13 protein-coding genes are annotated in these 13,465 nt (G+C 38.7%); 9 read left to right on the top strand and 4 right to left on the bottom strand.

Annotation, left to right across the window (positions count from 1 at the left end):
• Positions 1 to 19: 19 nt before the first annotated feature.
• Both ACYVHJ_RS21620 and tilS read right to left on the bottom strand, forming a co-directional pair.
• Positions 20 to 535, bottom strand: coding sequence for a Crp/Fnr family transcriptional regulator (locus ACYVHJ_RS21620; protein ID WP_460519161.1), 516 nt, complete (start codon positions 533 to 535; stop codon positions 20 to 22).
• Positions 519 to 1,859, bottom strand: a complete 1,341-nt coding sequence (gene tilS / locus ACYVHJ_RS21615; protein ID WP_460519158.1) for a tRNA lysidine(34) synthetase — start codon at positions 1,857 to 1,859, stop codon at positions 519 to 521. The genes ACYVHJ_RS21620 and tilS overlap by 17 nt, the downstream gene beginning before the upstream one ends.
• Before the next feature lie 49 nt (positions 1,860 to 1,908).
• Between tilS and ACYVHJ_RS21610 the strand changes: the two genes are divergently transcribed.
• From ACYVHJ_RS21610 to ACYVHJ_RS21570, 9 genes are all read left to right on the top strand, one after another.
• Positions 1,909 to 3,516 carry an OstA-like protein gene (locus tag ACYVHJ_RS21610; protein ID WP_460519155.1) on the top strand — a complete coding sequence of 536 codons (1,608 nt, stop codon included), beginning with the start codon at positions 1,909 to 1,911 and terminating at the stop codon, positions 3,514 to 3,516.
• Positions 3,517 to 3,734: 218 nt separating this feature from the next.
• Positions 3,735 to 4,448 carry a T9SS type A sorting domain-containing protein gene (locus tag ACYVHJ_RS21605; RefSeq protein ID WP_339902189.1) on the top strand — a complete coding sequence of 238 codons (714 nt, stop codon included), beginning with the start codon at positions 3,735 to 3,737 and terminating at the stop codon, positions 4,446 to 4,448.
• Positions 4,449 to 4,513: 65 nt separating this feature from the next.
• Positions 4,514 to 5,440, top strand: a complete 927-nt coding sequence (locus ACYVHJ_RS21600; protein WP_460519152.1) for an outer membrane protein assembly factor BamD — start codon at positions 4,514 to 4,516, stop codon at positions 5,438 to 5,440.
• A 13-nt stretch (positions 5,441 to 5,453) separates the two neighbouring features.
• Positions 5,454 to 5,771, top strand: coding sequence for a DNA-directed RNA polymerase subunit omega (locus ACYVHJ_RS21595; RefSeq protein WP_339902191.1), 318 nt, complete (start codon positions 5,454 to 5,456; stop codon positions 5,769 to 5,771).
• Between the two features lies 1 nt (position 5,772).
• Complete coding sequence (gene coaBC, locus ACYVHJ_RS21590) at positions 5,773 to 7,002, top strand: bifunctional phosphopantothenoylcysteine decarboxylase/phosphopantothenate synthase (protein WP_460519148.1); 1,230 nt, start codon at positions 5,773 to 5,775, stop codon at positions 7,000 to 7,002.
• Between the two features lie 43 nt (positions 7,003 to 7,045).
• Entirely contained in the window at positions 7,046 to 7,297 is a 252-nt protein-coding gene (locus ACYVHJ_RS21585) for a hypothetical protein (protein WP_460519413.1), read from the top strand.
• Positions 7,197 to 8,108, top strand: coding sequence for a type IX secretion system protein PorD (gene porD / locus ACYVHJ_RS21580; RefSeq protein ID WP_460519145.1), 912 nt, complete (start codon positions 7,197 to 7,199; stop codon positions 8,106 to 8,108). The genes ACYVHJ_RS21585 and porD overlap by 101 nt, the downstream gene beginning before the upstream one ends.
• 47 nt (positions 8,109 to 8,155) lie before the next feature.
• Positions 8,156 to 9,808, top strand: a complete 1,653-nt coding sequence (gene recN / locus ACYVHJ_RS21575; RefSeq protein ID WP_460519142.1) for a DNA repair protein RecN — start codon at positions 8,156 to 8,158, stop codon at positions 9,806 to 9,808.
• Positions 9,809 to 9,913: 105 nt separating this feature from the next.
• Positions 9,914 to 10,735, top strand: coding sequence for an enoyl-ACP reductase FabI (locus ACYVHJ_RS21570; RefSeq protein ID WP_339902196.1), 822 nt, complete (start codon positions 9,914 to 9,916; stop codon positions 10,733 to 10,735).
• 72 nt (positions 10,736 to 10,807) lie between these two features.
• On the opposite strand, the gene leuB is transcribed toward ACYVHJ_RS21570, so the two are convergent.
• On the bottom strand, positions 10,808 to 11,878 hold the full coding sequence (gene leuB / locus ACYVHJ_RS21565) for a 3-isopropylmalate dehydrogenase (RefSeq protein WP_303615164.1): 1,071 nt from the start codon (positions 11,876 to 11,878) through the stop codon (positions 10,808 to 10,810).
• Positions 11,847 to 13,436, bottom strand: coding sequence for an alpha-isopropylmalate synthase regulatory domain-containing protein (locus ACYVHJ_RS21560; RefSeq protein ID WP_339902197.1), 1,590 nt, complete (start codon positions 13,434 to 13,436; stop codon positions 11,847 to 11,849). Before ACYVHJ_RS21560 ends, leuB begins: the two co-directional genes overlap by 32 nt.
• Between the last annotated feature and the right edge of the window lie 29 nt (positions 13,437 to 13,465).

Raw genomic sequence — 13,465 nt, 5'->3', positions numbered from 1 at the left:
TATGAAGGAAACCTCATAATTATTCAAACATCTGTCCAAGGTTAAAAAAACCATAGGACTTCTTGTAAGAAGAAAAAAGCTGTTGATTTCTGCGGTCATAAAAGGTCGCCAGTGAACTCATCATTTTTGCCTTTATCTTTTGATTGCTGTGAAAGATATCCAAGATGGCATAATTTGGAATCACCCATAACACAGCCTCTTCTGTGCTTACTATAGCGGTATAAATTCTCTTGGAGTTTTCAAGTAGGGAATTTTCCCCAAAAGGCTCCCCTTCATTGATTTTAATAATGGTTTCAAAATCCGTTCGGATATCGATATTGAGTGTTACTTCACCTTTTTCAAGGATATACAGGGCCTGGCTGGGATCATTCCTAAAAAACACCACCTCATCTTGCACGTATTTTCTTTGGTGAATAGCAGGCAGAAATTGTGACATTTCATCAAAAGTTAAATGCGTAAAAAACTTAACTTTCCCTAAAAAGGCAAATTTCTTTCGCTCTGACGGACTATAGGTTTTCTTAAAAGGATTTTTCATTGTCTAGTTTTTTAACATAAAACACCTTCTTGGTTCTATTGCTGATTTTAAACCTGTCATCAATTCTTAAGCCCACTAGCCAAACAATCTTGTCACCGGAACACATAACCTTCACTTCATTTTTTTTAATTAGTGGCACTTTTTTGTCAATCAAAAAATCACTTACCTTCTTAAAATTCTGCATTCCTAAAGGCATGAATTTATCCCCTTTTTTCCAGTTTCTCAAGACCAAAGGGAATTCCAGCAAATCAAAATCCAATAAAGCATTTTGAGCTGAGTGATCCAATACCCTTGCTTTGTTAAGTTGAGCACAACTATACCTTTGCTTTCCCCCCAAGACAAACCCATCATCAGCAAAGTTTATTTCGATACGTTCGGCTTCCTCCGTTTGTTTTCCTAAAATCAGACAATCCCTATCAATATTCAATAACCAGCCTTCTGAAAGAAATTGTCTACCTGCCTCTTGACGTTCTACAGCATACAAGATATCCTCAATCTGCGCATATACAAAGCCTTTTTTTCTTAACCAATAAAAAAGCAATGATGATTTTCCCGGTAAGCCGGCTAAACTTGAAAAGGGCAACACCTCATACTCTTCATCTGAAAAGACGTTTTCATCGACCCAGAGGTCAAAAAAATGAAAAAATGCCTTTCCTGTATCTTTCAGCCTGTCGAAACTATATTGGATTAACTCCGGTCCTTTTGGGTCAAATTCAAGAAGCAAAGGCAAAAATTTATGCCTGATAAAATTCCTTTTATAAATGGTTTTGGCATTGCTCTGGTCCTCTCTCCACTGCAGCCCATTCCTTTCCAAATAAGCCTTTATTTCATTCCTAGAAAAGGGAAGCAATGGCCTTCGGATAAAATCTCTTTTACTACTCATGCCATATACTCCTTCTATTCCTGTTCCTCGCAACAAATTGAGCATTACAGTCTCAATTTGGTCATCGGCATGATGCGCAACCAACACCCCATCGGCCCTCAAACAGGAATTGAGTTCCTCAAACCAACTGTACCTTAGCTCTCTGGCCGCCATTTGCAGGGAAACCCCATGCTTATCCATATAGGCATGGGTATCAAAATTCTTGGTGTGCACGTGCACTCCCAGTTCTACGCCTAGCTCAATTACAAAAAGTTCGTCTGCATCACTAGCTGCTCCACGCAGTTGAAAATTACAATGAGCTATAGAAATTTTAAAGCCGGCCTTAGTAAGCAAATGGGCTAATACGACACTATCCACCCCACCACTAACCGCAACAAGGTAGGGCGATTGCACATCTAAAATTTTATTTTTGCGTACATGATTGATAAATCGTTCCAGCATAAACCAAAAGTACTATTTTATATTAATTTTGCCTCGGAAATCAATTCGAATGACAAAGACCACATTTATTTTATTTTGCCTACTTATTAGTTTGGCCCTTTCAAAGACAATGGCTCAGGAGAATAAAGGTCGGTTGGAAATCCTACAAGCCGACTCCCTTTTGGGTGGTGAAGGTTTTGAAAGATTAATCACAGATGTTATAATGAAACATAAAACTTCATTGATCTATTGTGACTCGGCCCACTTTTACTCAGAGGACAACCTTGCTAAACTTTTCGGCAATGTAAAAATCGATGACAAACAAGATTCTGTTACGGTTACTAGCCGCTATGCAGAGTATGATGGCGATACTCAATTGGCTTTGTTGAGAAACAATGTAGTGCTGGTTAACGAAGGTACTACGCTATATACCGATTTTCTAGATTATAATCGAGCCACAGGAGAAGCCGTCTATTTCAATTCGGGCATGGTCAAAGACAGCACCAATGTATTGACCAGTGAAAAAGGGAGGTATGAAACGCAAATTGAAAAAATCACTTTCAATAAAAAAGTAGTCTTGGAAAACCCTGACTACACCATGAAATCAAATACGCTGTATTACTACACTACCACCAATATTGCAGAAACAGAAAAGCTAACCAATATCCTTTCTAAGGATGGCAATAAGCTGAATGCTCAAAAGGGAAGTTTTTATGACACCGAGAATAAAATTTTTCGCTTTTATGATGGGGATGTAGAATCCGAAAACAGTATTGTTTACGGAGAGACGCTTTTCTATGACGAAAAGGCACAATACTATGAAGCCAAGAAGAACGTAAGTATCCTTAACAAGGAAAGAAATGTGGAAGTATTTGGGGATGAGGGTAAATATTGGGAGGACAGGCAGTATTCTGAAGTTTATGGAAAAGCATTGGTAAAGAAGTATTTTGATACAGACACCCTGCTTATGATTGCCGATACACTTATTACCCAAGATGGAGAGGATGCTGAAGAGAAGTATACCCTAGCTTATCCCAATATGCGTTTGATTAAATCTGAGCTAGCAGGTAGAGCTGATTCTATGGCATATATTTATGCCGATTCAACTGTTCACCTTTATTCCGACCCGGTACTTTGGAGCAATAAAAGCCAAATTACAGCGGACAGTATTAATTTCCTGATTGCCAATCAAGAAATAGATAAGGCGCTATTAAAAGACAATGCCTTTGCTATCACTCGAGACACCATAGGAAACTTTAACCAAATCAAGGGAAGAAAGATGACCGGCTATTTTGTAGAAAGCGATATGGACAAACTTGATGTGGAAGGAAATGGGGAGTCCTTGTATTTTGCCGTAGAAAATGACACCACAATCAAAGGGTTAAACAAATTGTTGTGCGGTAGAATAATCATGGAGTTTGAAGAGGGGACCGTCTCAAGGATTAGTCATACCATAAAGCCTGAAGCTTCCTTTACACCCCCTCATTTATTTGAAGAAGGGGATCAAAATTTAGAGGGCTTTTCTTGGAGAGCTGACGAAAGACCCAGTCGAAAAACTATAAACGACTGGAGAACGCCAAAAATTAGAGACAAAAACCGATATAGTTTTTTTGATGAGCCCGATGCGAAGCTACGCTACCCTGATAATGATGAAATACAAATAATTACCGATAATTAAATTCATTTCCAGTACATCTTACATTTTTCTGAACTTTTGTTTCTAGGAAAAAATTTTTGAACGGTGATTTGTGAAAAAAATTTCATCATTGTTAACATTTTTTAACCCAAACCTACCTATAAAGTGGAACCAATTTGGTATTTTTATACGTATATACTTCTAAACGAGGGAGAAAATCTTTGTTAACGAAATTAAAAATTTATTGAACTAGACTTTACATGAAATTATTTTTATCACTTTTAATCACCTTACAGTTGTTTGCGCTACAGTTTGTAGACGCAAGGCAAGTACGTGTGTTAAGTGATAAAATTGAATTCAATGGTAAAGTGAATACTACCCAAAGGAAAACGCTCATCCTTCAAAACGATGCCAAAGAAAGTGCTACCTATTACCTTCGCTACTTGCAAGGGAATGTGGGCTCCTCCCAAAATATTCTTATTTGTATCGGGGACAACTGCTATGACCCGAGGAAAGATCTTTCACAAATTAGGTTTACGCTTGAGCCCGGGGAAGTCACTACCAATATATATATTGAATTTGAATTGGGTATCACGGCCACCAAAGGAACATTTGATTTACATTTCTTCAACACTTCCAACAACAGGGATGCATTTATAGTTGAAAATGTTTACAATGTAGTTTCTGATCAACCTTCAGATAATTTTAGTCATAAAGATGTAGATCTGGATGAAATCTATCCTAATCCGAGTGTAAGGACAGCTCAATTGGATTATAAAATAAAAAATTCGAGCGCAAATGTCCGCGTTGTGATCAATAGTTTCATTGGAAACCCCATTTATGATTTTAGACTCGACCCTTCACAAGAATCTCTGGTAATCCCCGTTACAGACCTGAACCCAGGTACTTATTTCTATACTTTGATCGTTGACAATAAAAATATTGTCACTAAAAAACTCTACGTCAAAAGATAAGTATAAGCATTCGCGTAGAAACCTCCTTGATAACCAATTATTAATCCATTATATTTGCAGGTCAAATGATAAAAGCACACCATTACATATTAATTTTCTTTGTTTCACTGCTCACTTTCAGTTGTGGGGAATTTTACAAATTAGAGAAAAGCACCAATTGGGATGAACTCTACGAAGCAGCAAATCGCTACTATGATGAAGGGGAGCATAACAAAGCCATAATTCTATATGACAGGGTTTTACCTGTAATAAAGGGAAGTGGCAAAGCTGAATTGGCAGAGTTTAATTACGCTTATGCTCATTTTCGAACCAAAAGATACATTGAAGCGGCAGAATATTTCAAAACATTTTTTGACACCTATAATCGTTCTCCTTTGGCTGAAGAGGCCTTGTTTATGAATGCTTATTCTTTGTATTTGGATGCTCCGGATTTTAATTTAGATCAAAGAAGTTCAAAAGAAGCTGTCAATGCAATTCAGTTATTTATGAACAGATTTCCTGAATCTGATTCTTATGAGCGTGCAATTTCCATGATTGATGTTCTTCAGAAAAGATTTGAAGAGAAAGCATATACCGAATCAAAAATGTATTATCGTCTGACTGAAGGTTTATTTCCGGGCGAATTTTACAGGGCTTGTATAGTCAATTTTCAAAATTTTGCTAAATCCTATCCGGATAGTGATTATAATGAGGAACTTGCTTTCAATTTGGTAGAAGTAAGTGCGGCATATGCAGAAAGAAGTATTTTTGATAAAAGGGAAGAAAGATTTGAGCAATCCTTGGGCTTTGCCGATGATTTCAAGAAAAAATACCCGGAAAGCGAATACATAGAAGAAGTTATAGAAATTCAATCCGATGCCAAAGAAAAACTTGATGACCACTATGCCTTAAAAGCACAGTATGAAGCCAGAACCGCAGAGGCACTTAAAAGGAGAGAAGAAGAACAAAAAAACCAGGAAGCTACAGAAGCTTTAAAAAAAGTAGGCAATTAAAATCCGATTAAATATGGCAATCAATCAGTCAATTATTACAAGAGATTTGGACAAGGTAGCAGAGAAATCAGGAAACCTTTACCAATCTATATTCACTATCTCTCAAAGGGCAAAGCAAATTTCATCTACAATGAAAGAAGAGTTGAATAATAAGCTTTCAGAGTTTGCTTCAACGGTAGACAACCTTGAAGAGGTTTTTGAAAATAAAGAGCAAATTGAAATATCAAAATTCTATGAAAGAATGCCAAAGCCAAGCACATTGGCAATGGAGGAGTTCATGGAAGACAAAGTAATGTTTAGATTCCCTGAAGAAGAGGAAAGCCAATCTTAACATGCCGCTATCAGGCAAACGTATTCTATTAGGTGTAACCGGAGGCATTGCTGCTTATAAAGTAGCACAACTTGTTCGCTTATTGGTAAAATCACAAGCAGAAGTCAAAGTTATAATGACGGCTTCTGCTTGTGACTTTATCACACCACTTACTTTGGCCACCTTATCCAAGAATCCTGTATCTATTGATTTTTTTAACCAGAAAACGGGTGAATGGACCAATCATGTGGCTTTAGGTGCATGGGCTGACATCATGGTGATCGCTCCATTATCAGCAAATACCTTATCCAAACTGGCCAATGGCCAGAGTGATAGTTTATTGTCGTGTACTTACCTTTCTTGTACAAGTCCGGTACTCCTTGCCCCGGCGATGGATTTAGACATGTACCAACACCCTGCTGTCAAACAAAACCTCACCAGTCTTGAGCGCTATGGCAACCATATCATGGAAGCCGCGAGCGGAGAGTTAGCCAGTGGATTAATTGGTCAGGGACGAATGCCTGAACCGGAAGCGATCTTTGCTTCAATTCATGACATCTTAAATCCTAACCTTAGTTTTCAAGGTTTAAATGTACTTATAACTGCAGGCCCCACTCAGGAGGCCATAGATCCGGTAAGATATATAAGCAATCATTCGAGTGGCAAGATGGGGATTGCACTGGCAGAGAAGGCGGCAGAAAGAGGCGCTGAAGTGACTTTGATTTTGGGCCCCACAGCCATAAAACCCAATTCCCATCCAAACATTACCATCATTCCGGTAACAAGTGCGTTAGACATGTTTGAGGCCAGTCAAAAGTGTCATAGTGAAGCTCAGGTGGTGATTTTTTGCGCTGCAGTAGCTGATTATAGGTCAGAAAAGCCTTCTGTTGAGAAAATTAAGAAAAAGGAAAGTGCTCTTCAGATTCGTTTAATTAAGAACCCTGATATTGCTAAATCTTTGGGTGCTAATAAAAAGCAAGGACAATTGCACATTGGTTTTGCTCTAGAAACAGATGAGGGCTTGCTAAGTGCAGAAAACAAACTTATTGAAAAAAACTTTGATTTTGTGGTCTTAAATTCACTTCTTGATTCCGAAGCTGGTTTTCAAAAAGACACCAATCAAGTCACTATATTGTCTAAAAATAATGAAAGGATTAAAACGCCAGTGATGTCCAAGGAAATGCTGGCTATCCAGCTATTGGATCGAGTTGGCTCACTTCTTGAAAACAAGTTGGATAATTCTGACGTTTGAATTGGAGTATCCATCAACCTTATGAGTGAATCCATGAGGTATTATGCGAGCACCTATTAAAATCATTGCTACAGGTGAGGCTCACCTAAGCATATCTGAAGTAGCTGATTGTTTGGTCAACATTTCAGCAGGTACCGAAAAGCCATGCTATTTCGGGTTTTATGAGTTTCCATTCAGCTTACAAAAAGGAACAGATGGTACGCCACATAATCTTTATATTGCTTTTTGGGCTTTTTTTAAGCCCATTAAAATTGCTTTCTCAGCAGCTCAACTTCACTGTGACAATAAACAGTGAGCGAGCAAGAACCCAGGATACAGATATTTTCGATCAAATGAAATCTGCTTTTGAGCAATTCCTTAATGGACGAAATTGGACGGAAGCAGAGCTCAAACCTCAAGAGAGGATAAAAGGTAATTTATTAATTACAATTAATGATATGCCTCAGGTAGGCATATTTAATGCGACCGTTCAAGTCCAAACCGTAAGGCCCGTCTATGGCTCCAATTATGAAAGTTTGATACTAAACTTTGCAGACCGCAATTGGACCTTTGAATATACGGAATCCCAGCCCTTGGAATTCAATCAGTTTTCTTATTTAAACAATATCACTTCATTATTGGCTTATTATGCGTATATCGCCATAGGGATAGATCACGACTCTTTCGCTCCACGGGGAGGAGATCCTTATTTTGAAGTTGCCAACAATATTGTGGCCAATGCCCAGCAATCCTCAAGTTCAGGGTGGAACCAAAATCCTTCTGACAAAAGAAACAGGTATTGGCTGGCCAATGATCTTTATAACTCGCAAGTGATGGTGCCTGTTAGGGATGCTTATTATTTATACCACAGGATGGGGCTTGATTTATTAACTACTAAGCCATCAGAAAGTTATCAAAACATTCTTGAAGCAATCAAAATGGTACAAGAAGCCAACAAGGTACAACCAAATAGTATTCTAACAATTAGCTTTATGGATGCCAAATCGGATGAAATCAGCAAAATCCTTAAGGCTGCACCTATGGAATTGAAGGAAGAGGCAGTAGAAGTATTACTTAAGGTAGACCCTAACAATGCAAGAAAATACAATGACATTTTGAAAGGATAATCCTCAATTTTGGTTAATTTTGACACCTTAAACGAAACCAAAGCAACATGTTAACCAACCTTAGCATTACCAACTATGCTTTGATAGAGAAATTAGAAATGGAACCTTGTGCCGGCCTCAATATGATCACCGGAGAAACAGGGGCAGGAAAATCCATTATGCTCGGGGCCGTCGGCTTACTATTAGGAAATAGGGCAGATACCAAGGCATTATTTGATGAGCAGAAAAAGTGCATTATTGAGGGAGTGTTCAATATTCAGAATTATGGTTTAGAAAGATTCTTCGAGAAGGAAGAGTTGGACTACGAACCGGCATGTATTATTCGACGTGAAATATCACCTTCCGGAAAATCTCGTGCTTTCATCAATGACACTCCTGTAAGACTTGAAAACCTAAAGGTTCTGGGAAAAATTCTGATGGATATTCATTCCCAAAATGAGACCTTATTGTTGGGGGCTTCTTCTTATCAGCTCTCTCTGATAGATGCTTTTGCTAAGGATCGGAAAGAAAAGGAAGCTTATTCCACACAGTATCATGATTTCATAAAAACGCAAAAAAAAGTGCGCTTGCTCGAGCAAGAAAAGCAACAATACCAGCAAGAGGCCGATTACAATCAGTTTCAGTTGGAGGAGTTGTCTAGTTTAAATCTAGAGGAAGGTGAGCAGGCCGCTTTAGAAGCAAAAGAAGAATTATTAAACCATGCTGAGGAAATAAAATCGAGGGCCTCACAGGCATTGGACCATCTTGAAAATGAGGAGTTGGGTGCCATGCAACAATTGGCAGCAGCCAAGCAACATTTTCAATACCTGCAGAAATTCGGGAAAAATTTTGAAGAGTTAAACCAAAGGTTTGAAAGTTTATTAATAGAACTAAATGACATATTAGAAAGCCTGTCTTTGGAGGAACAGGAAATTGAAGTAGATTTTGAAAAGTCTGAGTGGGTAAGGGAAAGACTAAGTAAAATCTACCAGCTTCAGAAGAAACATGGCCTTCAAAGTGATAAAGAGCTCTTAGATTTGGCTTCATCTCTTGCAGACAAGGTGTTTAAGGGAGATCACCTAGAGGAAGAACTGGCCAATCAACAGGCATTACTCAAGGAGTCCCAAGAAAAACTTAGTGCAATGGGGCAGAAACTTTCAAAGAAAAGACAGGCCATCTTTAGCGGATTTAGCAAAGAGATCCAATTCTTATTGGGGCAGTTAGGTATGGAAAATGCCAAGGTGGAAATCCTTAGAAAAGAAGTCCCGGCAAATGAATCCGGTATAGATGATATTGATATCTTATTTTCTGCCAACAAAGGTATTTTGCCTCAGCCAATTGGACAAGTAGCATCAGGGGGTGAGTTTTCCAGGTTAATGTTTGCCATAAAATATGTTATGGCAGATAAAATGGCTTTGCCTACGCTAATATTTGATGAAATAGACACCGGAATATCCGGAGAAATAGCCCTACAAATGGTCCGAATGATGCAAGAGATTGCAACCAAACATCAGGTTATTTGTATTAGCCATTTGCCACAGGTGGCGGCAAAGGGAGAAAAACACTATTTTGTATACAAAGATAATAGCTCAGAGCGGACGATTAGTAAAATAAAATTATTAAACGCTGAAGAAAGATTGTTTGAAATCGCCACCATGATTTCGGGGTCAAACCCCTCAACTACTGCCTTTGAAAATGCTAAAGAATTGCTCTCGAAATAGTCAATTGCATCTCTTTTATAAAAGCCCAGTGAAAAATGTTTCACGCTTTATTAGTTAAATTTATAGAATATTATTTAATTGAAGTTATAAAATCAAAATAATACAATGCCTGAAAATTTATTAAAAGGAAAAAAAGGAATAATAACCGGCGCACTTGATGAAAATTCTATTGCCTGGCAAACAGCCTTAAAAGCCAAAGAACAAGGGGCAAAATTTGTCCTTACCAATGCCCCAATAGCCATGCGTATGGGCGCCATAAAGGAATTAGCCGATGAATGTGGGACCATAGTTATCCCAGCAGATGCTACATCCGTAGAAGATATCGAGAAACTTTATGATGAAGCAAAAGAATATTTAGGTGGAAATTTTGATTTCTTACTCCACTCCATAGGAATGTCTCCCAATGTTCGAAAGGGAAGATCTTATGGTGACTTGAATTATGATTGGGTACAAAAGTCATATGATGTTTCAGCCGTTTCTTTTCACAAAATGCTTCAAGTTGCAGAAAAGAAAGACATTCTAAACGAATGGGCTTCTGTAATTGCATTAAGTTATATTGCAGCAGAAAGGGCTTTCCCTTTTTATAGTGACATGTCTGAAGCCAAAGCCATACTGGAAAGTATAGCTAGAAACTATGGCCTGAGGTACGGGAAAAGTAAAAATGTGAGAGTAAATACCATTTCTCAATCCCCCACGAAAACCGTAGCAGGTTCAGGTATAGGAGGGTTTGATGATTTCTTTGATTTTGCCGCCTTGGCTTCACCTCTTGGTAATGCTTCAGCAGAATCCTGTGCAGAATACATTGTCACCATGTTTTCCGATTTCACCAGAATGGTAACCATGCAAAACCTGTTTCATGATGGAGGCTATTCTACTACAGGCATTACGCAAGAATTAATTGATGCCTACGTAGCAAGTAAAAAATAAATTGTATACCAACTAAAAAAGCCCCTAAAGCTATCAACTAGCAGTAGGGGCTTTTTTTATGCAATATAATTTTTACATTTTTTCAATTTGTTCGGCCAACCAATCTCCTACTTCAGAAGTTTTATAGGATTTCTCCCCTTCTGAAAGATCTTCAGTTACCACGCCTTTTTCCAAAGACAAGTTAACCACGTCAGAAATAGCTTTAGCTTCATCCATTAAATCAAAAGCATACTCAAACATCATGGAAGCAGACAATACAGCTGCCAAAGGGTTGGCAATGTCTTTACCTGCTGCTTGAGGATAAGAACCGTGTATAGGTTCAAAAAGCTTGGTTTTAAGACCAATTGAAGCAGATGGCATCAATCCCATCGACCCACTAATTACAGAAGCCTCATCTGTAAGGATATCACCGAATAGGTTTTCTGTAATCAAGACATCATAGGCTTTTGGCCATTGAACCAATCTCATGGCTACAGCATCCACAAATTCATATTCAACTTTAACGTCAGGATATTCAGGTGCAAGTCGTTGTACCGTTTCTCTCCAAAGACGTGAAGTGGCCAATACATTAGCTTTATCAACACAGGTCAATAACTTCCTTCTCTTTCTGGCAAATTCAAAACCCATCCTTGCCAGTCTTTCAATTTCCTCAACAGAATATACACAAGAATCAAAAGCTTTTGTTCCTTGTTCATTTCTACCTCTAGGCTCCCCAAAATAAATACCACCTGTCAGTTCCCTTAAAAATACTAGATCAGTACCTTCAATTCTTTCTTTTTTCAAGGGGGACTTGTGAAGCAAGGAAGGGAAAGTGAAGGTAGGACGAACGTTTGAAAAAAGTCCCAACTTCTTCCTCATTTCCAACAAGCCTTGCTCAGGCCTAACTTTTGCGCTAGGGTCATTGTCGAACTTTGGATGACCAATGGCTCCAAAAAGAACGGCATCTGCTGCAACACAGGCATCGTGCGTGGCATCAGGGTATGGGTTACCTACTGCATCAATAGCGGCAGCACCTGTGATGGCTTCATTGTAAGTGATTTTATGTCCAAATTTCTTAGCGACAGCATCCACAACTTTTACTGCCTGATTGATTACTTCAGGGCCAATACCATCACCAGGTAATAGGGCTATATTCATTTCCATAAGGATTCTTTTTTTCAGTTTTGTTACTATTTTTGATTTGTTCTATGATATTAAGCATTTTTTCGGTGGCCATCATGGCTGCAATGGTCTGGTCACTGTCCAAACCTTTGGTCTTGAAGATCCTTCCATTCAAATCCCAGGTAATCACACACTCTACAAAAGCATCGGTCTTACCCCCAGGAGGAATGCTAATATGAAAGTCCGTCAACTTAGGCAATTGCATGTCAAGTCCCTTGTAGATTTTCTTCAGCGCTTTCATAAAAGAATCATACTGCCCATCACCGGAGGCATTCTGTTCATAATAGTTGTCGAAAATTTTAACCCGCAACTGAACTGAAGGCTTTAACCCCTTGGAATGCACCATATGGTATCCATCAATAACAATGTCGTTATTGATGGAATTATTTTGAAGCACATCAGAAATTATATAGGGAAGATCTTCAGTTGTAACCCGTTCCTTCTTATCTCCGAGCTCAATAATTTTTTGTGTAACCTTTGTTAATTCTTCAGGTTCCAGAGAAATGCCTAGCTCTTCCAAGTTCTTGGAAATATTGGCCTTCCCTGAAGTTTTTCCCAAGGCATATTTCCGCGTTCTCCCAAAACGTTCTGGAAGTAAATCACTGAAATACAAGTTCTTTTTATTGTCACCATCGGCATGTACACCTGCTGTTTGGGTAAATACATTTTCCCCAACCACCGGTTTATTTGCAGGTATTCTCAATCCTGAAAATTGCTCTACCAGCTTACTTATCCTATAAATTTTACTTTCGTTGACATTAAGGTGACAAGGTGTGAAATCCTTTATTACCGCTACTATGGATTCAAGTGGAGCATTACCGGCACGCTCTCCTAATCCATTGACAGTGGTATGTATGCCTTTGGCTCCGGTATTTACCGCATGGAGTACATTGGCAACAGATAGGTCATAATCATTGTGCGCATGGAAATCAAAATGCAATTCCGGAAACTTATCACAAATCAGTTCCAAAAACTCCTTTACTTCATCCGGGCAAAGTAGTCCCAAGGTATCCGGAAGCATAATTCTTTTGACCGGCTGTTGGGAGAGGAATTCAATCATTGAAAGGGCATAATCTCTAGAATTACGCATGCCATTGCTCCAGTCCTCCAAATAAACATTTACTTCAATGCCATGTGTTCTTGCATAGGAAATGCATTTCTCAATCTCGGCAAAATGAACTTCCGGTGTTTTCTTGAGCTGATGTGTCAGGTGATTGAGCGAACCTTTGGTTAGCAAATTCATTACTTTGGCACCGGCTTCTACCATCCAATCTACAGATTTCGGGGTATCTACAAATCCCAAAACCTCAATACTACTCAAAAAGCCTCTTTCCTCAGCCCAATTTGTGATCCTTTTGACACCTTCCAACTCTCCTTCTGAAACCCTAGCTGAGGCCACCTCTATTCGGTCAACTCTTAGCTCTTCCAGCAAAAGCTTCGCAATCTGAAGTTTTTCTGAAGGAAGAAATGACACCCCGGAGGTTTGCTCTCCATCCCTCAGGGTGGTGTCCATGATTTCTATATTCTTTTCTCTACGCATTCCCTTACCATTAACCTGACACAATTGAA

It is taken from the genome of Cyclobacterium sediminis (assembly GCF_054781075.1).
Note: the sequence above shows the minus strand (reverse complement) of the source record. Positions and strands in the feature narration are given on the sequence as shown.